This window comes from Ensifer canadensis (assembly GCF_017488845.2).
Classification (GTDB): Bacteria; Pseudomonadota; Alphaproteobacteria; order Rhizobiales; family Rhizobiaceae; genus Ensifer; species Ensifer canadensis.
In genome coordinates this window covers 239,820-265,069 of sequence record NZ_CP083370.1, presented here as the reverse complement: position 1 = coordinate 265,069, position 25,250 = coordinate 239,820, and the positions used below count along the sequence as shown (strand labels likewise).

The following is a 25,250-nucleotide window of genomic DNA, read 5'->3' as shown; positions in this document are numbered from 1 at the left end:
TTCCTGCCGGCGGCAGCACCCTTGGCGCTCGACGCCTCTCCAAGCGTTCGTCCGCTCGACTTTTTTTCATGAAGCCATTTCCAGAGCCTGAAGACCCACCATGAGCCTTACATCCGTCAAACAGTTCTTCTCGCAGCACGCCCCCGACATCGACGTCATCGAACTCGAGCAGAGCACGGCAACAGTGGCACTTGCCGCCGAGGGCCATGGCGTCGAACCGGCACAGATCGCCAAGACATTGGCGCTCCGCGTCGGCGACGACGTGATCCTCATCGTCACGCGCGGTGACGCGCGGCTCGACAACAAGAAATACAAAGCCCGCTTCGGCACCAAGGCCCGCATGCTCGGCTTCGACGAGGTCGAGGCGGAGACCGGTCATCCAGTCGGCGGCGTCTGCCCGTTCGGCCTTGCCAAGCCCCACAGCATCTATTGCGACCTGTCGCTGAAAGCCTACGACATCGTCGTTCCTGCCGCTGGCGCCACCAATGCCGCCGTTCACATCAATCCGCAGCGTATCGTCGAATTGACCGGCGCCGAATGGATCGACGTTTCGGAAACGTAATCCGTGCCTTGGAATGGCCACAAAGCTTAACTGAAACCGCAGGCGCACTCCGGCAGTGATTTGCCGGGCGCGGCCCTTTCCAGAATCAGGAGTCCGTCGAGCATGAAGATAGTCGCGTACCCGCTCATCTTCGCCGCCACATTTTCCCCGGCGCTGGCGATGGATCAGTCCCTGGTGCGCCAGTTCGAAAAGCTTGACCCGCAGACCCGCCTGGAACAGCGCTGCGACACCGAGGCGATGGAGCGCATCAACGCCGACAAGACGACCTTCAAGCCCGACAAGGTGATCGCCTACACCTTCGCCGAACCGGTCATGAAGGAAGACAAGATGAAGGCGCCGGGCGCGGTTTTCCGCAGCAAGGGGGAATGGTACAAGCTAAAATTCAAGTGCCGCACCGACGCGGAGCACCTGGGCATCCTGTCCTTCGAATATAAGATCGGCGATCTCGTGCCGCGCGAGAACTGGGACGAGTTCTACCTCTATCCCTGACAGACCGGACCGCGGGTGCGCGCAAACGCCCGAGCTTTTCGCCGTCACCAGAAATGTCGCGCAAAAATGTGCAGCGCTTTCGCGATGACATGCGAAAGAACAAGAGCTTGAAGCGCGACAAGCGGATCCTGGAAATCGCGACGCGCTTTAGAGAACGGCCATCAGAAACAGCAGCGAGCCAAGCGACAGCGCTGCCATGATGCTCATCAGCATCTTCATCATGTGATCTGCCATTTCGTACACCCTTGCCTCTACTCCCTCAGGAATGAACGAATTCGTCTGCTTTGGGGCGCGGCATGCCCGGTATATTCCAAGCTCGAAACGCCTGACTGACACGATCCCACCAGATCGGTGCACAATCTGCCAACAGTGTTTCAGGTTGCGCCGACATGGTTAACAATTGGTTAATCTCATTGTCTGCGGTGTTGGGTGGATAGGTGGCGCGGCGCCCTTCGGGCCCATGCGGAATACCAGCCGCATGGCGGGATGGCGGCGACAGAGCCAGGTGAAAAAATCGCCGCTTGGCTGAATAAGGTGGCGGCAGGGTATCGGAAGCAGCTTGCATCAGAGCGCAGTCACAGACCGCGCCCTAGCCCTTGTAAGGGCGTCAGCGCTAAGATTACGGCTTCTTCGGCTCCGGCTTTGCATCGGCAAGGGGAAGCAGCCACCCCTGCCCCGATATGCTCCTGCCAGTGTGACCGTGCCCTAGAGACCCGCCACATTCGGTTGGAGGAGGCGGCGAGGTTCGACGTGGCTACCATCTGCGACACGCACCATTGCTGACTTCAAAAAGGAAGTGAGCAGAAGGAAGAACGGAAACTTCCAGAACGCTGAAAAGACCTGCCTAGACGCGGCAAGCGACCGACTAAATCAAGAGGCTAAAAATCAAAGGAAACCATGCAATTATGAATGGTGCCCGGAGGCGGATTTGAACCACCGACACGCGGATTTTCAATCCAGTGTCATTCCGGCCTTTTCAGTAACTTCCACAACAAAATCTGTCAAACTCAAGATTGAAGATCAATCACTTACCGCAGGTTTGTCAAACGCTGACGCAGTGATTTTAGTGGCCGCGAAGTGGCTCGTCGATCACCGCGACAGCATTGTCGGTCCAATCCTCCCTGCGCTCAAAGAGCGTTTCGGACTTCGCAATATCGAAGCCATCGAGGCGATGAAGGCCGCGCATGCGCTCTCCCGCGAGGCCTTTGAGTGATGCCGTTCTACTACGACGAAGCTCCGTTTAACCTCGACGAGCTTGATCTTGGCATCGGCGTCTCACGCGAGCTCAACGGGATCGACAAGAGTGTTTCGGCGGCGATCCTCAGCCTGTCGGAGATCAACGGCTTTGTCATAGCTGTGCCGTCGAGGATCGCAGGAGGACTTGGTGTCAGTGAGGAGCGCGTAAGGTCCTCATTGAAGCGCCTGGAGGCTAAAGGGCTCATCAAGACGATACTCGAACCAGATATTTCCGCACTGGCGGCACTGGGGGATCAGTATCGCGCAAGACGCGAGCAGTTGGTTGATGGCGAGGAAGAATGAAATTCCCACCGCTCTCGACGTTGCTGTCGCGCGCAGGGCCCTCGGCTTGAGCGCCGGTATATCAGGCGGCGCGCTGAATGTCGGCTTCGCGCTGCTGGAGCACTTCAACCGCAAGACTGGCCAGTGCGACCCGAGCGTCGCGCGCCTCTCGACGATGCTAGGACTTGGTGAGGCCACGGTGAAGCGTGCAACCAAGGAGCTTTGTGACGTGCATGAACTGTTTCGCAAGCGTAGCCATGGGGGCATGTCTCACCGCGCCAGTTACCAGCCGAACTGGGCCAAGATGCGGCGTATTCTCGCTGACTGGGAGAGGCGGATGTTGAGCGGTGGCGCGCCTGAAAAGGAAGCCGCAAACGGATCAGAAATGATCCCTCCAACAGATCAAGAACGATCCCTTGATGGTATCAAAAATGATCCCCGAACCCTTTTGAAGGAACCCTTTGGAATAAACCCTATACCGTCCGAAGCGAGTGGAGGGGTGGGTTTTCCGGAGCCTGACGGCCCTGCGCAGCGTCAGAAACCTGTACCAGCCGAGAGGGCAAATGGGCTTTGGAGCGGGAATGCCCGGACGGCTCTGAATTCACCATCTAAGGTTGTGCCCGGTGGGAAGTGGCGCATAGCCGAACAGGCGGCAACGAGGCGGTGGAACTCAGCGATGCTGAGGCGAGGTGTTCACGCCTACGCCAGCTTCCTCGAGTGGGTCACCACAGAAATTAGCGATCAGGCGACTGAGGCCGAGATGCAGCGGCGCGGCGATGGCGAGCGGTTCATCGTGGACCGCATGCATGCCGCTGGAATGGTGACGCGAGATGGATAAGCACGATCGAAAAAATGGGGCCAGAAGTCTGATGAATTCTGAACTGTCACCTGCTGCCGATCTCTTTGGACACGCATTTGAGCCGGAAGCCCGAGCCGAGAGGCCGCAGAAGAGGTTTTCAGCTCTTTGCGCGGAATGCGGTGAGGACTTTGAGGCATTGAGAAAACGTGGTCGCCCCATCCGTTTTTGCTCGGACGAATGCCGTCGAAAACACGGTTCGGATCAGCGACGAGATTGGGAAGCCAGCGCCCGGTCGTGTCCAGCAGTTGCCGCAAGCTGCTGCGGCCAATGCGGATCGCTATTGCCTACTCGTCTCGGCGGACCTGGCAGGCTACGGCGTTTCTGCTCTCCCCGCTGCTTTCAGCGGTCTCGCGAACGAGTTCGGGAACAAGCTCCCGATATGATTGATCTGTTGAATTCCAACACCACGTCGCCTTCCACTCGGTGAGGAACTGACCATGACCGTAACCGCCGTTGACTGCGTTCGAGGAGTGCAGTCGGAATCCATTTTGAACTTGAGTCAGGGGACTAGCCCCCCTTCAGCTTACATGTTCGACCGCTATTACGGTGCCCACGAGCGCGCGGGTCCTTCCAGTGGTTTAAAGTACCCGCGATGTTTGGCGCGTCAGAAGGGCTGCTTTTTCCCTTGTTGTTGTTGTTGTTGTGTTCTCGTCCTGCGAACATGAGTTCGGCTGCGTTCGGGGATGTTTGGTGCAGTGGGAAGGGCGTTTGAAATGACGTATGGGTACCAGTGGCGGCAAGTTCAAAGCGAGGACATTCGACGGCGGCTCCATGTCGGCAAGGAAATCGACCTTGCCGATGCATTGATCCTGTTTGACATCCGTCGGCTGAGCGGCCTCTCGCCTCTCGCGGAGCTAAGGGCAAGCGGCAGGATCAACGGACCATTGGAGCCCTACTCCGAGATCCCCGAAGAGGCCTGGCATCACCTTCGATGGGAAACGGATGGCGTTGATTTTCTGGCCGTCACACCCGAAGGCAAGCGCGTTTACGATCTGCGGTTTGCCACAAGAGAAGCTATCCCGACTAACAGAGAACTGCTCGACCAGGGTCCTGCAACGTCGAGCGTGGAGCTTGTACAGCCCGTTCATCTGCAGCAACCGTCAGACGTCTTCCGGCGCATTGTGGAAGCCGATCGAAGCGAAACCTCGCCCTGGACGATCGAGGACTACAACACGGAACTAGCGAAAGGGGGCCTTTCGGTCACGAGAGACAAACAGCGAGTCTCGGGCGTGCGAATTGCTGATCAAGGACGTATCGAGAGGGGCGGCGGGCCGATCAATTTGCACAAGGCGTTGATGATTTCACGGTTCCGCCTTGTGGAGCCATTAGGGCACTTTCGCGAAATTCCTACCAGGCGTGGCGTCGCTCAAGCGCTTTATCGGTGGCTGGCAGTGGATCATGCAAATCTGACCGCCGCCCGCCGCGCCGTCTCAGAATCCGCTATCGATGATCTTGCTGACGATTTACGCAAGTCGTTCGGTGCTGCAGCTGACGCGCAAGATGTTTGCCTGAACTCGATGCGCAGCCGTCCAGGCCAGGAGTGATCTCTCTTCTTCGCGCCGAAGGGCGCGCCCCGATTGCCCGGCCCGCCTCGGCCGTCGCCGCCGAAACCGTCGCGGCTCGTCACCGGTAGCTTCGCCAACTTGGCGAACATTCGCCTGCCGTTGACAGAAGCGCCGTTGGCCGTCTCCAGTGCCCGGAAGGGCGCCCGAGAAATGTTTTCGTCGGAAACATTTTCACCAAGGAGGAGGCCGGCGTTGATCGGCTGCCCAGTGCCGCTTTGGATACCCAAAACGACACCGGAAACGTTTTGGGTATCGTTTTCGGTAGTCCACCCATGCCACGTCAGTTCGGACAGGAACTCCTGAAACCGCAACGAGGTAGACATGGTTACTCCAAAAACCGGCGCAGAGGGCACCCTCGATAGAGTCCGCCGTGAACTCGCCAAGGCAAATACCGCGTCGGAAGTTCTTTCCGCTGGGAAAGCTCTTCCGGATCTCATTGCCGAGATCGAAGGCCTGCGGGAGGCTTTGGACGATGAAATCGCGGCCGAGGCTGAATCTATCGACCGAACCCGGGCGAGCAAGCTTCGCGCAGAAAAAGCGATGCTCGGTGACCTGCTTAACGACGCCGAGTATCTCGAACGGCGTATCGATGAGAAGCACAAGGTCATGCTGAAGAATGAAACCGAAGCGGCGATGAGCGCCAAACGCGCGTCCGCTGCGGCGAAACAACTCGAAGCCCAAGCCGTGCTCCTGGAGGTCTCCGCACCACTTCAGGCCGTCGTGGATGGCTTGTTGCAGTATCAGCGCCTGGCCGCCGAAATCGAGGCTCTGAACAACCAGCTCAGAGCGGGCAACCATCATGAACTCTGTATCCGCCCTCCTCTGCATGTCGTGACAAAGCCTGACGAGAACCTGGCGGAAATTTTCGACTTTATGCGCGCTGGCAGGTTCATGGCGGGACAAACAGGGCCGAACCTGCTGGAGGTCACTCGTCGCTTGAAAAGCACTGCAGCTGGGAAGTGAGGGACGACATGACTTATGGCGATAAATTGAATGCTTGGCGCAGCGAATGGGAAGCGAATGAGGATCTCCGCTTTCAGTTTCCCCGCTGGAACGACTACGCCTACCGGCGCCTGAGAGAAGCGTGGGAAGCGTCTCGGGAACTGCGGCTGCTCTACGGAGACGATTACAGAGCTTTCATGACTGCAACGAAGAAGGAAGCCGGCAACTTGGTGCTCGCGGCTTGCAACGCATCTGCGCGCGAGGCCGAAAAGCACCGATCCGAGGAGGCTATCCAGAAACGCGGTAGCCCCCTTCGCCAATTCGTCGACCGTCTGCTGAGAAAGCAAGAACGAGCGAACCGCAACCCGAACTAGGACGCCTCCCAGCTAATTGCCAGCCCCCGGTCCCGGCGTGGATCGCAAGCAGACGACTTCCGCGCCGACACGCGAATTTGAAAGGAACGAAAATGCCCGCCGTCATAAATCTCGCACCCTTGATCATGAAGGATCAGAAAAACATGCTTCGCGTTTCTGTCGTATGTGCCCTAACGTTTTTGGCATCGGCAGCGTCTGCTTTCGCCAACCCTGCGCCCCTGCTTGTCCCCTTTATTCACGGCTTCCTCCTATCAAGCACCGCCATCTCGGCTGCGGCCACCGGTGCCATTGCCATCGCCGCCGCCAATGTGATTGTCGCCGGCGCTGTACTTGCGCCGCCGACTGGTCAGGTTCGGCAACACTTTCGGAATGCCCGATGAGCGCGGTTCAGATTTTTCTGAGCGGCGATCGCGCACACATCGTTACCGATGGTGCAACGGAGCCGCGTGGGCTGACCGTTAAGGCAATCCCGATACCTCATCTAGGAATCGTCATCGCCATGAGGGGCACGTCGGGCGGCTCGTCACGCATTCAATGGCTGGCATCTCGATTCCCATCGGTGGAGCGCTTGCGCCGGGAACTGCCGACGCAACTACGAAACTCATTCGGATTACTGCACAAGTTCGGCCTGGAGCTTGGAAAGTTCGATCTCTATGTCGCGGGCGTCGAACATGGGAAGGCTTTTGCGTTCTTCATTTCCTCTCAAGCTCATCGGGAATCAACGCCGTTCGAGATAAACGAGATAACTTCTGTGTCCATCGCACCGGACAATGGCGACGAAGCGATCGAGCGGGCGCTCGAAGGTTGGTATTTGGACACCCGTGGCAAAACAGACCGGCTAGGCGGCCGCGATTGCCGTGATGGAAGTGCAAAGAAGGCTTCCGGGGACCGTGGTGGGAGCGTATGCGCAGCTAACAACTGTCAGCCTGCGGATTCCGACGTGAAGCCGGCCGCCATTCCGATCAAAGACCGGCCACCATTCCGATCTGAAGCCGGCCACCGTTCCAATCAAAGACCGGCCGGTTTTCGGCACTGAACATTACCTCCTGGGTCAGCAACTTTGGCATCAATTACACCACGACAAACGTGGAGATTTTGATGCCGGCAAAGAGAAGGCTGACCATGAGACAGTTACGACAAATGCTGCGGCTTGCCGGAAGCGGGACGAGCTCCCGCGAGATTGCCGTCGTGTTGGGAATAGCGCGCAGTACGGTGCAGGATAATCTGCGGCGCGCAGCAGCGGTTGGATTGACCTGGCCCTTGCCGGGCGAACTGACCGACGATGCGCTTGCGAACAAGCTCTTCACTCGCAACGGCGTCAAACAGGGCGCGAGGAGACGCGTCGAGCCGAACTGGGCCGATCTTGCTGTCGAGCTCAAGAAGCCTGGTGTCACCTTGCTCATCCTGTGGGAGGAGTATCGTGGCTCGCATCCCGAAGGATATGGCTACAGTCGCTTCTGCGAACTCTTTCGCGGTTTCGAGCAGCGGCTTTCGCCGACGATGCGCCAGGAGCATGCGGCCGGCGACAAGGTGTTCGTCGACTATTCCGGCAAGAAGATCCCGATTGTCGATCGCAAGACCGGCGAGATCCGCGAGGCAGAGATCTTCGTGGCGGTGCTCGGCGCATCCAGCTTCACCTATGCGGACGCGACCTGGACGCAAACGCTCCCCGACTGGATCGGCTCGCATGTCCGGATGTTTCGTTTCTTTGGAGGCGTTCCCCGGCTGATCGTTCCCGACAATCTGAAGTCAGGCGTCAGTCGTGCCAGCTTTTACGATCCCGAGATCAACCGCAGCTACGGCATGATGGCATCGCACTACGCCGTCGGTGTTCTTCCGGCACGGCCGCGACGGCCGAAGGACAAATCGAAAGTCGAGAATGGCGTCCGGTTTGCCCAGTCCTGCATTCTGGGGCGATTGCGCAATCAGACCTTTTTCTCGCTTGCTGAGGCCAATGTTGCCATTGGCCAGGCACTCGATCGCATCAACGGCCACGTCATGCGCCGGTTGGGCGTCAGTCGCCGGCAACTGTTTGAGAGCGTTGAGCGTGCCGCACTCGCAAGTCTTCCGAGCGAAGACTACGAATTCGCCGAATGGCGTTTGGTCCGCGTCTCGACGGATTACCACGTCGAGTTCAAGACTTTCTTTTATTCCGTGCCGCACAGCCTCATTCGCCAGCAGGTCGATCTGAGGGCAACGGCACGCACCATCGAGATCTTCCACCGCGGCAAGCGCATTGCCGTGCATCAGCGCCGCTATGGTGGTCCTCGCCATGGAACTGATCCGGATCATATGCCCAGTTCCCACCGGCGCTATGCCGAGTGGACACCGGATCGCTTTCGGCGCTGGGCCGCATCCATCGGCCCTCAGACCGAAGGGTTGGTCATCGCAATTCTTTCCAGCCGTCCTCATCCCGAACAGGGCTTTCGAACATGCCTGGGTGTCCTGCGGCTGTTTCGCGACATCGAACGCAATCGGGCTGAGGCCGTTTCAGCCCGCGCCGTCGAGATCGGTGGACTGAACTGCAAGAGCATTGCCTCGCTCATCGCCAACCACAAGGCCGCGCGCCATTCCACCGAACCGACCGCCATTATCGATCACGCCAACCTGCGTGGCCCTGATTATTTTCATTGAGGAGACACACCATTGCTGATCAACCCCACCATCGACATGCTGCGCGAACTCGGCCTTTACGGCATGGCAGCCGCTTTCCAGGAGCTCGATGCACAATCAGAAGCACGTGGCCTCGAGCATGCAGAATGGCTTGCCATGTTGCTCGAACGCGAGGCCACCATGCGTCGACAGAAGCGCTTCGAAGCCCGCGCCAGGGCTGCCAAGCTTCGCCACGACGCGCAGATCGAGAATGCCGACTTTCGTGCTGCACGCGGCCTCGATCGCAATCTGTTCATGGCGCTTGCCGGCTGCGACTGGATCCGCAAGCACCACAGTCTTCTCATCACCGGGCCAGCCGGTGTTGGCAAAAGTTGGCTGGCCTGCGCACTCGGCCACAAAGCATGCCGCGAGGATTTCTCCGTCGCCTATCACCGCGTCCCGCGGCTGTTTGCAACTCTTGCCCTTGCAAGGGGCGACGGGCGATACGGCAGGATCCTCAAATCCCTCGCCAAGACCGACCTGCTTATTCTTGATGATTGGGGACCGGAAAAACTCAACGATGATCAGCGGCGTGACCTCCTCGAGATCATCGAAGACCGCTACGAGCGTCGCTCGACAATCGTCACCAGTCAGGTGCCTCTGGATCACTGGTACGAGATCATTGCAAACCCAACGCTCGCCGATGCCATTCTGGATCGCCTCGTTCACAACGCATACCGCATCGATCTGACCGGCGACAGCATGCGAAAACAGCGTCCGCTGGTCGCCGCTGAAACACCTCAAACTTGACCTGAAACAAAACCCGATCCAAACATCAAACAGACCCAGGATCAGTCCGAGAAATGGCCGCCTTCAAATCGGAACGCCGGCCGGAATGAAATCGGAATGACTGGCCGGCTTCAAATCGGAATCAATGGCCGGCTTCATCGGAATACGCAGTCAGCCAGTTCGGCGCCTACACCCGCGTGATCAAACGCTGGGAGGAAGACTTTGCCCACTGCTGACCGCATGTCGCTTGACCTGAAGTTTCACCACTTCATTGAGGAGTCGATGAAGACGCCACTGGTGTGGGGTGTTTCAGACTGTTCATCTTGGCCGGCTGCCTGGGTTGAAAAGATCACGGGCACGTCGATCATGCTTCCGGTTTGGGGAAGCGAGACCGAGGCATTTACATTGATAGCGGCGGCCGGTTCCCTTGAGGCGCTTTGGCATCAGGCATTGGCCGTATCGGGGCTAAGGCAAACCGGTGCCCCCGAGCTTGGCGACGTCGGCATAATTGAAACCAGAGTGTGCGGACAAGTCGGAGGCATATTTCTACCAGCCGGCCTGTTTGCATGGAGAGCAGAAATTGGCGTCCGCATGCTAGTGCCACGACAGGTCGTGGCGGCGTGGTCGTTTAGGTGATCGCCGATCCGCCCTGCGCGTGTTTATCTCTCAGTTCAGTTTAAGCAAGCGGATCATAGTCATCTACCGCCCGATAGCCGCCGCGATTGTACGAAGAACGATCTCTGTTTTGCCCGCCCTGCGGCAGGCGCACATGCACCGAGAACTTCACCCTGCTTGTGTTCTGCATTGATCGCGAAGTGGGATCTGACATTTCGGCGCTTGCCACCCTGACTGAGGCGCCCCCTTCCTTGGCTTCGGCAAGAACGGAAACATCAAAATCGACCAATGTAAAAAAGCCGCTTGTGCCGCCGGCCATCAGATTTCCGTTTGCAGGCGCAATGTAGCCCTCTGCTGCTACATTGTCCCCTCCTGGGCGGCTTTGAGCTTCCCGCACGCCCTCTAAAATCTGCGTCAAGCTCTCCGCAACAAATGTTTTGAGGTCCATCAGGTTCACCCTAGAAAGCGATGTCGGTAACGGAAGGAAAAGCGCGAGCGCGGTCACAGGATCTGCTGCATTTCGAGATAGTGCGTTTGCCTACTCAACGTCAGGCGCTTCAGGTTTTTCAGCAGGCTGCGCCCTCCCAACGATCGGAAATTTGTTGTCGTTGAGGTACGTCCGAAGAGCGGGTCCCATTTCATTTGCGACCCGGAAGCCGTTGTTGAGGTCAGCTTCAAGGTTCTCCATGACTTGAGCCATTAGGTTGTTTAGAACGTGCATCCGTGGTCCGAACATAGCGATTTGCCCGGCATTTAGCACGAAGGTGCCGCGGTCACCCTCCATCCGATCGGTAGGGATGCTATGTACCAACTCGGTTCTCAGTCGATTGTAGTCCTTCATATTCTCTAGCAACGACGCCCAGCGCGAACTCATCAACGTCAAATCGTTGGCAATATCATGCTTTTGCGCAGCGAAGAGCACGACGATGTCTTGCGGATCGAATGATATCGGTTCCTTGGGCAGGCCCGATATTGGCATAGCCTTCTGCCAAAGGTCGATATCTCCGTACCCCTGTTCTTCGGCCGAAGTGAGCATTCCGTCGATTGTGCGCTTAGTGTCATGCAACGCGTTGAGGATAGCTTGCAGTTTGATAACCGCTTTTAGCGCCTGTGATTTTTCCGTTTCCCGCCTTTGCTCACTATCACGGGCGAGTTGCTGCTTACTGGTCTGTCGCGCAAGAACCCATGAAATGACACCCGAGACCAGCGCTCCGAGGACTGCTCCGCCCAAACCGGACCAAAGAGCGACACTATCGTCGCTCACTGTCTGCACGATGATAGGTGGATTCATCGTGGCATAAATTTCTGGAAGAGCATTCAGCATTAGGCGTTTTCAACCTTGTCTCTCAAGTCTTCACTGTGAGGGTAGTAGTCTTCTCCGCCTTCGTGCGCCTCTGGCGGACAGGCAATCCCGACGAAAACGAACGATTTCGAGAATTGCGCCAGGAAGGTGAAGATCTCTGTTTTCGGGTCGCCGTACCACACATAGAGAAACTGCTCTCCGATGTTCGTATTCTGCCGGTTGCCGTGCTCGGCGTTTGGCATCATAGGGGCAGCTTCGCGGATAAGGTCTTCCGCCGAGGTCGCGATGGCCTGCACGCGATGTGTGCGGATTAAGTGTGTCCGCAGAAGAACCGCACTCATGTGCTTGTAGTAAAGGGCGCAAACCAGGCGTCTCTCGAAGAACTTGAACGCCTCACGATTTTCCTCCGGCAGGCGCGCGACCGGGGCATGTGAGAATGGCTGACCCGCTGGTAGCATAAATCGATGCCCCCGGATGGCCCGCCGTTTTTCATTGGCGGTCAGGTCGAGCACTGGCAAGAATTGAGGATTGTTGTTGTGGACCCCTCGAATAAGCTTCTGCATGTGGGGGACGGATGACATGCCGTCGTGGTTACCCATAATCAGGTATAGGGCGACCACCTGCTCAATTGGACCAGCCGTATTGTTGCATTCGGCACACGCTGGAAACTCATAGCCTTCTGGGCCAACGCGATCGCGGAAACACTCGCGCGCGGGCACGTGATCTATCGTGGTGGCTTCTGCGCCACAGAAATAGCAGACGGCATTTTTTGCGAGGAAAGCCTCGCGCCTCTTTTTACCGGCCCCCAAGTCAATCCCCTGCCCAGCAACCTTAATGAGACTTAGGCATAAAGCGCATTTGCAATCAGAGCGCTAGTCTGTTGCCGGCGTCTCGAACGCGAATAGTGGAATAAGCGGACACGCAGGTTTCGGAAACGTGGTGTCCGAAGGCCTCCGAAGATTAGTTGTGGCCTTCGTTCGATGGCTAAATGCAACGAGGGTGCATGCGTGCGTAGAGCACCGAGTCCAGGGAAGGCGGCTCAGGCGTGACGTGATTACTCGTGTTGAAGAAACGCCTTCCCGGTCGCGTTTTCCATGACGACAGCAAGTTGGACTGCAAGCATATGCTCAATAAGGTCTTCCATCTTTGAAAGATTAATTGAGCCTGCCTCCATCTCCTTATCGGCCGCCTCCAGAGCGTCAAAGTAAGGCTTTCTGTTATCGACGATCTGATCAGGTATCGTGTTGTGACCAGGCAGGAGAAACCCCAGCTTTACGCACAAAACCAGGTAAGACACCATTCGAGATGTCCGGCCATTGCCATCGCTGAAGGGGTGAATCCAATTGAGCCGCCACATGATGTACGACGCCAAATGGACAGCTGTTTTCTCATGCCAGTTGTCATTGACGTAATCGCACATTTCCTCGATTAGGCCGGGGACCTGGAAAGCTTGAACGGGCTTGTGCTCGCTTCCCTGAATGGCGACATCGGACGGTCGAAAGTTCCCTGCATAGCCGCTAATGCCATCGAGCGCCGCCCTGTGGAGCGTAAGGATCGCTGAAGGCCGCAGTTTCCACTTTTCGCCTTTTTCGATCGCATCGAGGATCATGCTGCAAGCATGGTCGAACTGAATGAGGCCATTCCTGGCCTCGGCTTCAGCTCTCAATTGCTCGTCTTTAATAAGATAAGCTTCGCTGGCCACGCTGTGGCGGCGATCTTCTTCGCTCATCGTCCGGTCAAAGCTTTCGAGCTGGCGTCGGAGAGAGGCATCTCGTCAGCTATTTTGTTCACCATTTCACGCGTAATTTTGCTGTTCTCAAAATGCGTGTTGCCGTAAGCGAAGCTGCGACGCTGAACCTCCAAATCGCTCTTCGTCTGCGGCGCCTTTCGAGCTACTTCGAGAAGATGTTTTAGTGGTTCGTTCATGGGATGTTTCCTTTCGTCTGAGAGCTCATAGAAACTGATTTGTGCCAGATATCAATCTCAAACCAGCCAAGCTGGGCCTTGCCTCTTCGGCTTCGTATGAGGGTGTTGCTTTCACTCACCAATATCGGACACCGCCTCACATACAGCGCCGGCGCTTACCTAGCTCACCTGCTCAAGCTTGAGCCAAGCTGACTGCACTGTGGTGGACCAACATGGCAGCCTAAAGACAAGATCGGGATCCTAACCCGATCCTTGTCAATAGATAGGTAATTGCGCGGACGATCTGTATCCGCGCGCTACCCAAAGTCTCATATCGCATCCCTTAAACTTTAAACTTGGGGCTCGGGTCGTCCCGTTCTACGGTGCGGGCAGCAAGGCATCGTCGAGTTTGTCGGCGGAACCCTACTTTCGTCAGCCCTCGCCGCGGCCTTCTCCTACATCTTCGATGCGGCTGTTGTCGTCACAGAGATCCGAAAAGGCCTCGTCTAACTTCCAGCGGTCCCAGACAACACATCTGCCGATACGGCTCGGAAGAGGCATTCGCCGATCGGCAACCATTCCGTCGAACTCAGTAACGCCGACGCCCAGATATCTGGCGGCAACCTCGCGCTGCATGCCACGGGGAGGATAGCTATAGACCAGCTGGTGCCTGCGATGGGGAGCGCTATCGAGATCGCGGAGCGTCGCAAGTGCATATTCACGCTGCAACCGATCAAGAAGGGGCTGCGCAATGGCGCCGCGCCTCGCAACTAGTTCGGTGCAAATCAGTAGCATCCGATGTAGTCGCGCAACGGAGAAGACGTCGGGATCTCGTTGAACATTGATCGAGCTAACCATCATGTACGACCCTCCATTCGACCCTTCTTGGGCGAACACGGCATCAAGTCGCCAAGTTGGCGACTTGAGATAAAACGCGCCAGCACACTTCGCTCAGCTTGCCGCCTTCATAGAGCCGTGGAGCGATGTTGCCGGCATATTGGGCAACCAGCAGGCGGCGTTCTTCCATTGGCAGCTCTCTCGGCAGCCTTTTGAGGAACGCCAACGTGAAGTCTTCCATCAATTCCGTGGCGGGCGTAGCCACTTTTTCAGTCGCGTGGAGGCTTGGCGACGCCTTCTATCTGGTCGCTTCCACGCGCCACCCTTTCACCTTTCTCGGTCAGGGTGACTACCATGTAGTCGTCTACAGCGCTGGAGCGCAGGAGGCCCATTTGATCCAGCCTTTCAAGCGCCGTTCGGATTTCGAGTCTACTGCCACCAAGTGCCAGAAGGTCCAGGTATCCAGCCAATATGCAATCGTTGGATCTACCGCTCGGCTCAAATGCAGCTAAGGTATGCAGGATCTCAAACGCCTGATGGCTCTTGCGGATCCGTCGATAGTTTTCTTCCTCGTTCGTAATCATAGATGGTTCAGTTGGCTGTTGCCGACGTGGTGATGAGCGGCAGCAAAGCGACGACGAGGAAAAGATTGCAGCCGTTTGGCACGACGGATCGAAAGACTGGCGAAATCAGTGGTATGCAATATCGCTCTCCCGGACGGTTAATACCTTGATTGGTCTCTGTTCTGGCCCCCTTGTGGAAGTCTCACATGGACCGAAAACTTGACCCTGCTTGCATTCTGCAGGGAGCGCGACGACCCATCGGACATTTCGGCGCTTGCAACCCTGACCGACGTTCCGCCCTCCTTTGCTTCGGCGACCACCGACACATCAAAGTCAACCAAAGTGAAAAAGCCGCTTGTGCCGCCCGGCATCAAGTTTCCGCTCGTCGGGTTTATGTAGCCGTCCGCGCCGACATTTTCGCCTCCCGGCCGCTTCTGCGCTTCGCGCACGCCGTCCAGAATCTGCGTCAAACTCTCAGTCACAAAAGTCTTCAGATCCATTTTGGCTATCCGAGAAATGAGGTGAGGATTGGAAGGAAAGGCGCAAGGACGGTCACGTGGTCGGCGGCGCTTGAAATAAGCTTCTGGTAGGCGCTTCGATAGGTTTCCGGGTTGCCTGCGGCCGCTTTGGCTTCATCGAGGCTGCCGATGATCCGCGCCCGATTTTCGCTGTCTGGCACTTGAGCAACAATGGCCGCTCGCGCGTCCTCAAACACCTTGAGATCGTGCGCGACGTTGTTTGAATTGTCTTGAGAATGAATATTGACGCGAGAGTTAGGGCCGTTGACGGTGATCGTGTAGTTGCCGCCGCCGCCGGCAGGAAGTAAGCCCTTTTTGCGAACCTTCACCTGGAAGTGTGCCGGGATGCTGCCGAACTGTTGATGGAAGACCGGATCTACCACTTCAAATGTTTCGTCTTTCCCGTTTGGCAACGAGCGGCGGATCTCATAGCCAATGTCGACGGCCGCTTTTGCGTCGGGAATCACGATCGCGTCACTAGACGAAACGATGCCTTTTGTGTGCGAGACTGATCCATCGGTGCTCACAATCGTAAGGTCTGATTGCGGAAACTCATTGAACATGGTCACTCCTGCGTTTTGGTGCGTTCTTCGATGCGCGCCCGTCTGATTTCATAAACAGGGCCAGGGTCAACTTCGATCCCGTTTACCGCAAGAAGGCGCTTCTGGACGTGTGCGGCGTCTTTCAGCCAGTCGGAAAACGCGGTCCGATAGGTTTCCATAAGCTTGGAGGCGAAGTTGGCCCGCATGTCGCTCGCTTCCGGAACTCGTTCGGAAATGAGCAGCATATTGTAAACGCTCACCACATCATGCGCGGTTGAAGGACCGAGCAGACCGATCGATCCGATGTTCGCTTTATAGACGAGTGGATCAAACTTCGGGAGGAAGTTGGACAAGGCGATCTTGTCAATCACGACATCTCCGCCGGCGCCAAGTCCCGCCGCTGCAATATTCATTATCGAAAGGCTGTTGGTGACAACTGTGGACGCGGCAACAAGCTCCGCGAGAAGAGAACTAGCAAGTGTGTTGGCTTCGTTCTGCCGTCGACGGGCATCAGCTGAACGATCGAGCTCGGCCTGGTGCACCCGGGCGTTGCGATCGAGTTCTGACTGCCTTTCTTGAGAATGAGCGATAGATTTGAAACCTTGCCGCGTCTGGTACGCCACGATACCAAACCCTGCTGCTGCAGCAATCAACGTTGCCCAGCCCTCGTCTATCGTCGCTGGAAAGTGGTTAAACCATTGTGTTGGATCCACTCATTTCTCCAGTGAGCCACGTCGAACATCAACTAGAAGTAATTGTGGCTGTGTCTTTGATCAATAGACAGAATCGTGCTCAACAAAATACGGGCGACAGATCGTCAGATGCGACCAGGGGCCTACGATTTATTTGCCTGACCCGCCCTCTTGGCATCATCGAAGGCATTCCGCTGCGGCTGCGATCCATCAGCGTCGGCAGTCGTTTCACCTCTGTGCGGTAAAGCCCGGAAGTACGTCCACAGCTCTTCAACGTCCCAGATGTTCCGTCCACGCAGCACGCGGGGCTGTGGCATCGTTCCGGCGTCAACTGCGCTGTCAAAAAGGGATGGGCTAATACTCAAAAGGGCAGCAGCCTGTTCGCGGGTAACACCAAATGGCTGCAGGTTTTCCGGCAGCCTCGACGATTGGCGCTTGGGCGCTGCGCTTGCTCGATGGAGGGGATCGACCGACCTCAAACCTCTACGTCCCAATCGCCCGCTGCGCCGGATAGCAGTTCGTCGATCCGGTTGCGGTTGTCGTCGTTTAGATCAGAGAAAAACGCGTCGAGCATGATGCGATCCCAGACGACGCATCCGTCGATGCGTTTCGGCCTGGGCATCCTGCGGTCGGAAACCATCTGATCGAACTTCGTCACACTCACGCCCACGTATCTGGCTGCTTCTTCTCGGCGCATGCCGCGTGGCGGATAGCTATAGCCATCGGTTGTTTTTGGCATGCGAGAGACGGTTCTCCAGCAAAAGTGTGGCCTGTGCCGGAGGCGCGGGCAAAATCCCAAACGTCCGCGATGCGGACATTTCCGGGAGGGTGAGCAAACTTGCTTACCCTTTCCGCGTGTCGCCAACTTGGCGACTTACCGCTCGGCGGTCTGCGAGTGCGTCGATCCGGGCTTGATGCCGTGCCAACGCTCTCACGAACGCTACGAGGCGAGGATCGATGTCGCCTTCTTCGCACTTGGGCCCCTTCCTCGTTTCGGACAAAGCGACCGTGTACCTTACCGTAACTGGTGGCAAATTGCGCATCGGCGTAAACCAATCCTTCTTTTTGAGATCGAGCGGCCGAGACTGCGGACGCAAGCCGCCAAGTTGGCGACTTGAAAGTTTGTGGGTGCTGATTGGCGTCGTGCCTGCCTGTTTCAGCGGCGGAATAAATGTCTGCCGCTGAAACATTTTCGGGGCGGCGCGTATTCTGATGTCCGATAACGGAGCTTATCGGCACTCAAGGTTTGTTTGTTTCGATGATGTTCTTCATCGGCAGGGTGTCTCCGAAGCTAACTTCGTCGTCGTCGCCTACATCGGATTCGTTGCGGCGCGCGTTGTCTCTGTGGCGCACTGCAAACTGCGCGTGCTCATACCGGTCTCTAAGAGCCGACAGCTCAGCGTGGTTTAACGCCTGCAGATCTTTCGCAGCATCCTGAACCGCAGCAGGAAGGTTCGCTTGAGTCGCTTCGAACAGTAGCTGAAGGAACTGGCTGATCTGAAGCACCTTGCCATAGTAAAGCAGGAAATCGAGATGCTGACGCTCTTTCAGATCCTCGACGCGCTCTGATAGATCGCTCGCTTCGCCTACAGACGCCAGTAGCTTGTCGAGCGCAAGTTTGTAGTCAGAGTTGGGATCAAAGGTTCCGCTCAGGATCTGAACCGCCCGTTCATCCATCTCCATGTTGTGTACGTGAGCGTCAGCAAGGAGCGAGCTCCAAACGTCACCGGGCAAATCAATTCTTAGGCGATCATCGTCCTCGTCCATGAAGGACCGCTTTAGCCGTTGGATAACCTCCGCGTTCATCGAACGCCCCATGAGATCAGCGGACGCTTTGATTTGCTCGCGCATTCCCTCAGGGAACCGCAGAAGCAGCTTATCCACATTGTCGCTCGGGTAATTAGGTCGGGCCATGCCAACTCGATATCAAAAAATATCGGAGTTGCAAATTGATTATTGACTCCGTATCGCCTCGATATCATAAGGACTACGTATCGAAATGAAACGGAGTTAAATGACATGAGTCGGGTCACGTATCCGAGCGAGCAGCTGGACAAGTTTTTAGTTCGCATGCCGAACGGCTTGCGCGACAGCCTCAAGCAAACAGCCAAGCAAAATCGCCGGTCCATGAATGCTGAGATCGTATTTCAGTTGGAAAGGGCCATCGAAAACGAAAAAGCCGAAGCGCGGTCGTAGGAAACTCCGCTTCGGCTTTTCTGCATCAGAAAGGATGTCTGAAATGCCCAAACAGAATAGCGCAGTGAATGCCTCCTGCGCAAGGGAGGCGAAAGTTGGCTTCGTCAACAACGATGAAGCTGTGACTTTGCTCCGCTGCACCTGGCTCGCCTTGCAGGCCGGAGGCGGCTACCTCCAGAACGAGCAGATGCTGGAAGCGGTCTACGGCACTATCCAGATTGCCCTCGGTAACCTTGATCGCGTCAGCGAAGCGCTCCGGGCCATTCAAGAGGATGTGGACAATGCGTAACGCCCTCTCCCGTCGCGCCCTGCTGGCAACACCGCTGCTTGCGTCCACCTGTGCTGCTGCTCACGCGTCCGCGCCGGCGCCCGCAAAAGTTACCGATGAACTCGCCTGGATGATCGATACTTACGCGGAGATCGCGGCGGCGCGAAAGGTTGTCGTCGACGAAATCGAGCGGATCATCGCAATCCCGGATCAACCGTTCGCCGCCGAAGTGCTGCTTAAAGAGGTGATGTCGCACGGTGAGGACTATCCGGCCGACCGGCGGGGTAAGGTGTTCTTTAGAGAGGCAAGCATAGAGCGCTTCTTTGCCAACGCCAGGCATGATCTGTCGTGGGGTGTGGAGAAAACCCCCTACTGCGCTCGCGTAGATGCTGACCGTGACAAGGCGCTTGCTCTCTTCCGGGCGCGCCGCGAGGAGCGTGCCCGCTTTCAGGCAGAGAGCGGGCTGGATGCACTCGACGAACAAGACGCCGCGCTGTTCGGAAAGCTCGGCGAGATCGAGAAGTGGCTCCGAGCATACGCGTGCCGGTCGCTGGCTGATGTCGTCGCTATCGCAACCTTCGCGGAGATCTGGCTTGCGGATGACGGGGTAGACATTGAAGTTCGCAGCGACCTGTTGCGCGCGATCTCCGCATTCGCTGTTGCAACGGAGGAACGCTGATGGCGACGGCTACACTCAATCTCAAAGTCAACCATCGGCCTCGTATGCTCTCTCTGAAAGAAGCTGCCGAGTACTGCGGCTTGGCCGTGAAGCGCTTCCCGGGCGCATGCCGAGTTTCGCCGGTTGCCATGCCAACGGGCGAGCGCCTGTATGACCTCCGTGACCTCGATAGCTGGCTTGATGCGCTCAAGGATGGCGGGGCCGATAGCGACGACGAAATCCTCGGGAAACTTGGCTGATGACGGAGCGCGAGAAACGTCAGAACAAATACAAGGGCTGGCAGATCTTCCGAGACAAGAAGCCGCCATTCGAATGGCGCGCCTATCATCGGATGAGTCGCGAGAAGATCGACTGCACGAAGTTCGAACCCTACACGCTGGCGTTCGATGTCGAAGTGCACCGCATCAACGAGCTGCATAAGGTCAAGGAAGCAAAGCCGGGAACCCTCGGCATGCTTATCAAGAAGTACCGAGCCAGCCCCAAGTTTCAGAAGCGCGCCGCGAGGACGCAGAGCGACTACCAGAAGGTCTTCGACTGGCTGAAGCCGATTGAGGACACACCACTGGAGCGGTTCTCGCGGAGCTTTGTCGCCAAGATCCGAGACAAGGCGGAACTCCAGCACGGCTTCCGGTTCGCGAACTATGTCCGTTCCGTCCTGTCGATCATCTTCAACTGGGGTTTGGAGTACGACTACGTGAAGGAAAACCCGGTGGAGGCCGTAAGTCTCGCGGAGCGACCGAAGAATCTCCGCGATGCCAATAGGCCTTGGACGGACGCCGAGCGGGAAACCGTACTCGGCGCTCTGCCCGTTCAGATGGCCCTCCCGATCGGTCTCATGATGTTTTACGGCCTAGATCCTCAGGACGCGCTGGCGCTGCCCAAGACGGCTGCAGCGTCGGCCGGCATCGACACGCGAAGACAGAAGACGGGTCAGCCGGTCTACCTCCCTATCTTCGAGCCCGTAGCGAACGCCCTGGCGAAAGCGCCGAAGCATGATGCGATTACCCTCTGCGCCAACAGCCGAGGCCAGCCATGGACCTATAACGGCTTCAGCACGAACTGGGACAAACTGAAGAAGAAGCTGGAGAAGGAAGGGCTGGTGCAGCCGGGGCTCACACTCAAGGGGCTTCGTCATACGGTCGGGACAATCCTTGCGGAGATGGGCAAGGATAACGGCACCATTGCGCTCGTGCTCGGGCATGCAACCGAAGCCATGGCAAAGCACTATTCGCGGCGCGCGGATCGCACGCGGCAGACCACTGCCGCCGTTGCGGATTTCGAGGCCGAACTGAACAAACGGAAAACCAAAGTTGTCAAACCCACGGCGTGATTTTGTCAAACTCGGCTATGTAAGAAAGAATGCGGATATGGAAAAAGATAAGCGCAATAAAGGCTTAGAATGGTGCCCGGAGGCGGATTTGAACCACCGACACGCGGATTTTCAATCCGCTGCTCTACCAACTGAGCTATCCGGGCATCCTGCCGTTGCGGGCAGCGGCTCCTCTCGGAGCCCTCGGGGCGTTGTCTGTGCCCCGGAAGCGAGCGGGGTTATAACATCTTGTTCGGCGGTGTCCAGCACCAAATGAAAGTTTTTTGGCAGGAATTTCAAAGTTAGTGGAAAAAGCCAAAAAACCGTGGATATTCAGGCAGATCGCGGTCAGCGATCGTCGTCGTCCGCTTTCGCCTCGTCGTCTGCGACGGGAATGGCGTAGGAGCCCGAGAGCCAGCGGTTGAGGTCGACATTGCGGCAGCGGTCCGAGCAGAAGGGATAGTGCTCGCGGTGCGATGGGCGGCCGCATTCGGGGCAAGGACGCGGGGCGCGCAGAGGTGCTACGTTCGAGCCGCTTTTCTTGTCTTCGTCAGTCACTGCCTTCAGCCTTCCAGCCAGCGATTGTGAACGTCGTAGCCTTCACCGACCAGCAGGCCGACCGTCTCGTAGAGCGGCAGGCCGACGACGTTGCTGTAGGAGCCGACGAGCTTGACCACAAAGCTGCCGGCAATGCCCTGGATGCCATAGGCGCCTGCCTTGCCGCGCCATTGGCCGGAGGCAAGATAGCTCTCGATGTCAAAACCGGAAAGGCGCTTGAAGCGGACCTTGGTGTCGACCACCTTCTGGCGCAACGTCTTGTCGGGTGTGATCAGGCAAACACCGGTATAGACGCGGTGGCTGCGGCCCGACAAAAGATGCAGGGCGCTCGAGGCTTCGCTGACGAGTTCCGGCTTCGGCAGGATGCGCCGACCGACGCAGACGACGGTGTCGGCCGCCAGAATATAGCTGCCATCCCAACCGGCTTCACCCTTGATTGCAGCCAGCGCCGCCTTGGCCTTTTCAGCCGAGAGACGACGCGCCAGCGAGCGCGGATGCTCGGAGCGCTTCGGCGTTTCGTCGAGATCCATCGGCATCAGGCGCGCAGGCTCGATACCTGCCTGGGCCAAAAGCTCGACGCGACGCGGCGAACCGGACGCCAGTATCAGTTTTTGAGCCGTTGTCATCGGAACGCGCCGTCACCCCAGAAATATGATGAAGCCACCTGTCGGGCGGTTTACTTGAAGCGGTAGGTGATGCGACCCTTGGTCAGGTCATAGGGCGTCATTTCGACGAGCACCTTGTCGCCGGCCAGAACGCGGATACGGTTCTTGCGCATGCGGCCTGCGGTGTGGGCAATAATTTCATGTTCATTTTCGAGCTTCACGCGGAAGGTCGCATTGGGAAGCAATTCCGTGACCACGCCCGGGAATTCGAGGACTTCTTCTTTCGCCATGTAGGACTGTTCTTTCTGTGTTTGTTCGGGGATACGACACGCATCCCGAAAAATTCGCCGGAAACTACACAATCGACGAGGATTTGTGAACCGCTTTGCGCCGGCTTTTCAGCTTTTGTACTGCCTTATACCAACCTGCGCTGATATTGATCGATTGCGCCGGAGCGATTTTGGTTTCCGGCAAGGAGAAAACCGCAACCGGACCCGAGCAGTCCGGTGAGGATTGTCGACGCTGTCGGAGACCAAAAGCGCCCGGCCCTTCGGGTGGGCCGTCTGTCGGCCGCCGGCAGCGTCGCAATCCTCGACCGATGCCCAGGCATCGCTCTCAGATATGCTCCTTGCCGGAGGACCGCATACGGTCGCACGCAATAGGTCAATATCAGCGCAGGTTGGTATTAAGCTTTTTCGCCCGCGGGCGCTACTACCAGACGGCGATTAATCAGAGTGGCAAGGTGATCGCGAACGGCGCGATAGGCATCGACAATCTGTTCGCGCGTGCCGGTGGCAACCGTCGGGTCAGGTGTCGGCCAATAGACCACGTCGACGGCCATGGAGCGAGTCAATTCCAGCGCCATGTGATGGGCCTCGGGCGCCAGCGTGACGATGAGGTCGAAATAGTCGTCCTCGAGCTCGTCCAGGGTGCGCGGCTGATGCCGCCCGATCGACAGGCCGATCTCGTCGAGCACGACATCGACGAAGGGATCGCGCTCACCGTGGCGCACGCCGGCGGAGGTGACATAGGTTCCCGCCGGCAGGGCGGCCTTGGCGAGTGCCTCGGCCATCGGCGAGCGGATTGCGTTCATGCCGCACATGAAGAGAACGGAACGGGGCCTTGTCGGTTGAGGCGTCGCGGTTGCCGTCATCCCGGTCTCCGCCGTCATCCGCGCCAGTAGAGCACGCAGACGAGCGTGAACAGGCGGCGGGCGGTGTCGAAATCTAGCCGGATCTTGCCCGACAGGCGGTCCATCAGCGTCTGCGAGCCCTCGTTGTGGATGCCGCGGCGACCCATGTCGATCGCTTCGATCTGACTCGGCGTCGCCGAGCGGATCGCTTCGTAATAGCTCTCGCAGATCATGAAGTAGTCCTTCACGATCCGGCGAAACGGCGTCAGCGAGAGAATATGGGTGGCGACGTCAGATCCTTTCTCGGTGGAGATCGCAAAGACCAGCTTGGCGTCCATGAGAGAAAGGTTGAGCTTGTAGGGGCCGCCCGGGTGGCCGACCGGTTCGAACAGGTTTTCTTCGAGAAGGTCGAAGATCGCAACCGCGCGCTCATGCTCCACGTCGGGCGTCGAACGGCCGATCGTCTCGTCCAATACGACGTCGCAGAGGCGCTGGTTGCGGTCTGCCTTCATCCCGCATCCCCGAGATTGAGGCGAATGGCGACGGAGCGCGCATGAGCCTCAAGGCCTTCCGACCGCGCCAGCGCGATTGCTGCAGGGCCGAGGATGCGAAGCTGCTCCGCGTCGAGGCGCAGGATCGACGTGCGCTTCATGTAGTCGAGAACGCCGAGACCGGAGGAGAACCGCGCCGAGCGCGCCGTCGGCAGTACGTGGTTCGAGCCACCGACATAGTCACCGATGACTTCGGGCGTGTGGCGTCCGACAAAGATGGCGCCGGCATTGCGGATCTTGGCGACCATCGGCTCGGGATCGGCAAGCGCCAGCTCCAGATGCTCGGCGGCAATGCGGTTTGCAAGCGGTATGGCCTTTTCGAGGTCCGGCACCAGGATGATCGCGCCGAAATCGCGCCAGCTCGCCGATGCGGTCTCTGCGCGCGGCAGGGTTTTCAGCTGACGTTCGACCGCCGCTTCGACCGCCTCGCCGAAGGCCGCGTCATCCGTGATCAGGATCGACTGGGCGCCGACATCGTGCTCGGCCTGCGCCAGGAGGTCGGCGGCGATCCAGTCCGGATTGTTTTCGCGGTCGGCGATGACGAGCACCTCGGACGGGCCAGCAATCATGTCGATGCCGACGGTGCCGAAAACCTGGCGCTTGGCGGCGGCGACATAGGCATTGCCCGGGCCGACGACCTTTGCCACCGGCGCGACGGTCGCGGTGCCATAAGCAAGGGCGGCGATCGCCTGCGCGCCGCCAATACGGTAGATTTCCTCGACACCGGCCAGACGCGCAGCTGCCAGCACCGCCGGGTTGATCTTGCCGCCGTTTGCCGGCACGACCATGACGATGCGCTCGACGCCGGCGACCTTGGCCGGCAGCGCGTTCATCAGCACCGAGCTTGGGTAGCTCGCCGTGCCGCCAGGCACGTAAAGCCCGACGGCGTCGACCGCCGTCCAGCGCGAGCCGAGGCCGACGCCCATCGTATCCTCGTAGATATCGTCCTTCGGCCGCTGGCGGGCGTGGTGCGCCTCGATGCGGACGGCGGCAACCTTGAGCGCGCCCAGCACTTCCGGCTCAACGGCCTGGATCGCCGCATCGATTTCCTCGGCGCTGACGGCCATCGGGGTCGTTGCAAAGTCGATGCCGTCGAAGCGGGCGGAATATTCCGCCACCGCCTCGTCGCCGCGCAGGCGAACATCGTCGATGATCGCCTTGACCGCGGCGTTGACGTCCTCGGAAACTTCGCGCTTGGTGGTCAGGAATGCCGCGAACTGCTGTTCGAAGTTACCGTCGAGATAGTTCAGCCTGATTGCCAACGCAAAATGTCCTTGTGGTATGCCT

The 25,250-nt window shown here is 58.0% G+C and carries 37 protein-coding genes and 1 tRNA gene; 18 read left to right on the top strand and 20 right to left on the bottom strand.

Translation table 11 applies throughout. From position 1 onward, the window contains the following. The first annotated feature begins 100 nt into the window (after positions 1-100). The 13 genes from J3R84_RS01275 to J3R84_RS01215 all read left to right on the top strand — a co-directional run bounded on the left by J3R84_RS01275 (position 101) and on the right by J3R84_RS01215 (position 10,326). Positions 101-562: a YbaK/EbsC family protein gene (locus J3R84_RS01275; protein ID WP_025425882.1), complete on the top strand. Its 462-nt coding sequence runs from the start codon at positions 101-103 to the stop codon at positions 560-562. Positions 563-664: 102 nt separating this feature from the next. Further along, entirely contained in the window at positions 665-1,051 is a 387-nt protein-coding gene (locus J3R84_RS01270) for a DUF930 domain-containing protein (protein WP_025425881.1), read from the top strand. Between the two features lie 928 nt (positions 1,052-1,979). Next, entirely contained in the window at positions 1,980-2,264 is a 285-nt protein-coding gene (locus J3R84_RS01265) for a hypothetical protein (RefSeq protein WP_203527684.1), read from the top strand. Beyond that, complete coding sequence (locus tag J3R84_RS01260; RefSeq protein WP_203527686.1) at positions 2,264-2,590, top strand: helix-turn-helix domain-containing protein; 327 nt, start codon at positions 2,264-2,266, stop codon at positions 2,588-2,590. The genes J3R84_RS01265 and J3R84_RS01260 overlap by 1 nt, the downstream gene beginning before the upstream one ends. Next, positions 2,574-3,407 (top strand): helix-turn-helix domain-containing protein, encoded by an 834-nt coding sequence (locus J3R84_RS01255; protein ID WP_203527689.1) that lies wholly within the window; start codon positions 2,574-2,576, stop codon positions 3,405-3,407. The genes J3R84_RS01260 and J3R84_RS01255 overlap by 17 nt, the downstream gene beginning before the upstream one ends. Before the next feature lie 734 nt (positions 3,408-4,141). Next, a complete protein-coding gene (locus J3R84_RS01250) occupies positions 4,142-4,972 on the top strand; it encodes a hypothetical protein (RefSeq protein ID WP_203527692.1) in 831 nt (276 codons plus the stop codon). 342 nt (positions 4,973-5,314) lie between these two features. Next, a complete protein-coding gene (locus J3R84_RS01245) occupies positions 5,315-5,956 on the top strand; it encodes a hypothetical protein (RefSeq protein WP_203527694.1) in 642 nt (213 codons plus the stop codon). Positions 5,957-5,964: 8 nt separating this feature from the next. Beyond that, complete coding sequence (locus J3R84_RS01240; RefSeq protein ID WP_203527697.1) at positions 5,965-6,309, top strand: hypothetical protein; 345 nt, start codon at positions 5,965-5,967, stop codon at positions 6,307-6,309. 92 nt (positions 6,310-6,401) lie between these two features. Further along, on the top strand, positions 6,402-6,689 hold the full coding sequence (locus J3R84_RS01235) for a hypothetical protein (protein WP_203527700.1): 288 nt from the start codon (positions 6,402-6,404) through the stop codon (positions 6,687-6,689). Next, entirely contained in the window at positions 6,686-7,345 is a 660-nt protein-coding gene (locus J3R84_RS01230) for a hypothetical protein (RefSeq protein ID WP_207932890.1), read from the top strand. The genes J3R84_RS01235 and J3R84_RS01230 overlap by 4 nt, the downstream gene beginning before the upstream one ends. A gap of 86 nt (positions 7,346-7,431) precedes the next feature. Further along, a complete protein-coding gene (istA, locus tag J3R84_RS01225; protein ID WP_373688562.1) occupies positions 7,432-8,943 on the top strand; it encodes an IS21 family transposase in 1,512 nt (503 codons plus the stop codon). A 12-nt stretch (positions 8,944-8,955) separates the two neighbouring features. Continuing rightward, positions 8,956-9,711 (top strand): IS21-like element helper ATPase IstB, encoded by a 756-nt coding sequence (gene istB, locus J3R84_RS01220; RefSeq protein WP_203530155.1) that lies wholly within the window; start codon positions 8,956-8,958, stop codon positions 9,709-9,711. 201 nt (positions 9,712-9,912) lie between these two features. Beyond that, entirely contained in the window at positions 9,913-10,326 is a 414-nt protein-coding gene (locus J3R84_RS01215) for a DUF6950 family protein (RefSeq protein WP_203527389.1), read from the top strand. A gap of 40 nt (positions 10,327-10,366) precedes the next feature. Here the strand turns inward: J3R84_RS01215 and J3R84_RS01210 are convergent, their stop codons facing one another. The 13 genes from J3R84_RS01210 to J3R84_RS01150 all read right to left on the bottom strand — a co-directional run bounded on the left by J3R84_RS01210 (position 10,367) and on the right by J3R84_RS01150 (position 18,549). Continuing rightward, positions 10,367-10,753: a hypothetical protein gene (locus J3R84_RS01210; RefSeq protein WP_203527388.1), complete on the bottom strand. Its 387-nt coding sequence runs from the start codon at positions 10,751-10,753 to the stop codon at positions 10,367-10,369. A 90-nt stretch (positions 10,754-10,843) separates the two neighbouring features. Further along, complete coding sequence (locus J3R84_RS01205; protein WP_203527386.1) at positions 10,844-11,629, bottom strand: hypothetical protein; 786 nt, start codon at positions 11,627-11,629, stop codon at positions 10,844-10,846. Further along, positions 11,629-12,417, bottom strand: coding sequence for a hypothetical protein (locus J3R84_RS01200; protein WP_203527385.1), 789 nt, complete (start codon positions 12,415-12,417; stop codon positions 11,629-11,631). The genes J3R84_RS01205 and J3R84_RS01200 overlap by 1 nt, the downstream gene beginning before the upstream one ends. Before the next feature lie 245 nt (positions 12,418-12,662). After that, positions 12,663-13,337, bottom strand: a complete 675-nt coding sequence (locus tag J3R84_RS01195) for a Fic family protein (protein WP_203527384.1) — start codon at positions 13,335-13,337, stop codon at positions 12,663-12,665. Then, entirely contained in the window at positions 13,334-13,534 is a 201-nt protein-coding gene (locus J3R84_RS01190) for a hypothetical protein (protein ID WP_203527383.1), read from the bottom strand. The genes J3R84_RS01195 and J3R84_RS01190 overlap by 4 nt, the downstream gene beginning before the upstream one ends. A gap of 411 nt (positions 13,535-13,945) precedes the next feature. After that, positions 13,946-14,374 (bottom strand): hypothetical protein, encoded by a 429-nt coding sequence (locus tag J3R84_RS38675; protein ID WP_309239106.1) that lies wholly within the window; start codon positions 14,372-14,374, stop codon positions 13,946-13,948. Between the two features lie 40 nt (positions 14,375-14,414). Continuing rightward, complete coding sequence (locus J3R84_RS01180) at positions 14,415-14,591, bottom strand: hypothetical protein (RefSeq protein WP_203527382.1); 177 nt, start codon at positions 14,589-14,591, stop codon at positions 14,415-14,417. Between the two features lie 28 nt (positions 14,592-14,619). Further along, positions 14,620-14,934: a hypothetical protein gene (locus J3R84_RS01175; protein ID WP_203527380.1), complete on the bottom strand. Its 315-nt coding sequence runs from the start codon at positions 14,932-14,934 to the stop codon at positions 14,620-14,622. A gap of 137 nt (positions 14,935-15,071) precedes the next feature. Continuing rightward, entirely contained in the window at positions 15,072-15,413 is a 342-nt protein-coding gene (locus J3R84_RS01170; RefSeq protein ID WP_203527378.1) for a hypothetical protein, read from the bottom strand. A 5-nt stretch (positions 15,414-15,418) separates the two neighbouring features. Further along, on the bottom strand, positions 15,419-15,994 hold the full coding sequence (locus J3R84_RS01165; RefSeq protein ID WP_203527376.1) for a hypothetical protein: 576 nt from the start codon (positions 15,992-15,994) through the stop codon (positions 15,419-15,421). Positions 15,995-15,996: 2 nt separating this feature from the next. Continuing rightward, positions 15,997-16,686 (bottom strand): hypothetical protein, encoded by a 690-nt coding sequence (locus J3R84_RS01160; protein WP_203527375.1) that lies wholly within the window; start codon positions 16,684-16,686, stop codon positions 15,997-15,999. A 454-nt stretch (positions 16,687-17,140) separates the two neighbouring features. Continuing rightward, entirely contained in the window at positions 17,141-17,404 is a 264-nt protein-coding gene (locus J3R84_RS01155; RefSeq protein WP_203527373.1) for a helix-turn-helix transcriptional regulator, read from the bottom strand. A gap of 500 nt (positions 17,405-17,904) precedes the next feature. Further along, positions 17,905-18,549: an Arc family DNA-binding protein gene (locus tag J3R84_RS01150; protein WP_203527371.1), complete on the bottom strand. Its 645-nt coding sequence runs from the start codon at positions 18,547-18,549 to the stop codon at positions 17,905-17,907. A 135-nt stretch (positions 18,550-18,684) separates the two neighbouring features. Between J3R84_RS01150 and J3R84_RS01145 the strand changes: the two genes are divergently transcribed. From J3R84_RS01145 to J3R84_RS01125, 5 genes are read left to right on the top strand one after another with little or no spacing between them, the layout of a single operon-like run. Further along, positions 18,685-18,861, top strand: a complete 177-nt coding sequence (locus tag J3R84_RS01145; protein ID WP_203527369.1) for an Arc family DNA-binding protein — start codon at positions 18,685-18,687, stop codon at positions 18,859-18,861. A 43-nt stretch (positions 18,862-18,904) separates the two neighbouring features. Continuing rightward, positions 18,905-19,150 carry a hypothetical protein gene (locus tag J3R84_RS01140; protein ID WP_203527367.1) on the top strand — a complete coding sequence of 82 codons (246 nt, stop codon included), beginning with the start codon at positions 18,905-18,907 and terminating at the stop codon, positions 19,148-19,150. Beyond that, a complete protein-coding gene (locus J3R84_RS01135) occupies positions 19,143-19,808 on the top strand; it encodes a hypothetical protein (RefSeq protein ID WP_203527365.1) in 666 nt (221 codons plus the stop codon). Before J3R84_RS01140 ends, J3R84_RS01135 begins: the two co-directional genes overlap by 8 nt. After that, a complete protein-coding gene (locus J3R84_RS01130; protein ID WP_225906204.1) occupies positions 19,808-20,047 on the top strand; it encodes a hypothetical protein in 240 nt (79 codons plus the stop codon). The genes J3R84_RS01135 and J3R84_RS01130 overlap by 1 nt, the downstream gene beginning before the upstream one ends. Next, positions 20,047-21,138 (top strand): tyrosine-type recombinase/integrase, encoded by a 1,092-nt coding sequence (locus J3R84_RS01125; RefSeq protein WP_225906203.1) that lies wholly within the window; start codon positions 20,047-20,049, stop codon positions 21,136-21,138. Before J3R84_RS01130 ends, J3R84_RS01125 begins: the two co-directional genes overlap by 1 nt. Positions 21,139-21,208: 70 nt before the next feature. On the opposite strand, the gene J3R84_RS01120 is transcribed toward J3R84_RS01125, so the two are convergent. The 7 genes from J3R84_RS01120 to hisD all read right to left on the bottom strand — a co-directional run bounded on the left by J3R84_RS01120 (position 21,209) and on the right by hisD (position 25,225). Beyond that, a tRNA-Phe gene (locus J3R84_RS01120) sits at positions 21,209-21,284 on the bottom strand. Between the two features lie 181 nt (positions 21,285-21,465). Continuing rightward, entirely contained in the window at positions 21,466-21,675 is a 210-nt protein-coding gene (yacG, locus tag J3R84_RS01115; RefSeq protein WP_025425879.1) for a DNA gyrase inhibitor YacG, read from the bottom strand. 5 nt (positions 21,676-21,680) lie between these two features. Beyond that, on the bottom strand, positions 21,681-22,301 hold the full coding sequence (locus tag J3R84_RS01110) for a Maf-like protein (RefSeq protein WP_025425878.1): 621 nt from the start codon (positions 22,299-22,301) through the stop codon (positions 21,681-21,683). 50 nt (positions 22,302-22,351) lie between these two features. Next, positions 22,352-22,570: a translation initiation factor IF-1 gene (infA, locus tag J3R84_RS01105; protein ID WP_004435948.1), complete on the bottom strand. Its 219-nt coding sequence runs from the start codon at positions 22,568-22,570 to the stop codon at positions 22,352-22,354. Between the two features lie 395 nt (positions 22,571-22,965). After that, the gene (locus tag J3R84_RS01100; protein ID WP_025425877.1) at positions 22,966-23,433 is read right to left on the bottom strand and encodes an arsenate-mycothiol transferase ArsC; all 468 of its coding nucleotides are present in this window, start codon (positions 23,431-23,433) and stop codon (positions 22,966-22,968) included. A 14-nt stretch (positions 23,434-23,447) separates the two neighbouring features. Further along, positions 23,448-23,924: a UPF0262 family protein gene (locus tag J3R84_RS01095; RefSeq protein WP_025425876.1), complete on the bottom strand. Its 477-nt coding sequence runs from the start codon at positions 23,922-23,924 to the stop codon at positions 23,448-23,450. Beyond that, the gene (hisD, locus tag J3R84_RS01090; protein WP_025425875.1) at positions 23,921-25,225 is read right to left on the bottom strand and encodes a histidinol dehydrogenase; all 1,305 of its coding nucleotides are present in this window, start codon (positions 25,223-25,225) and stop codon (positions 23,921-23,923) included. Before hisD ends, J3R84_RS01095 begins: the two co-directional genes overlap by 4 nt. Positions 25,226-25,250 lie beyond the last annotated feature (25 nt).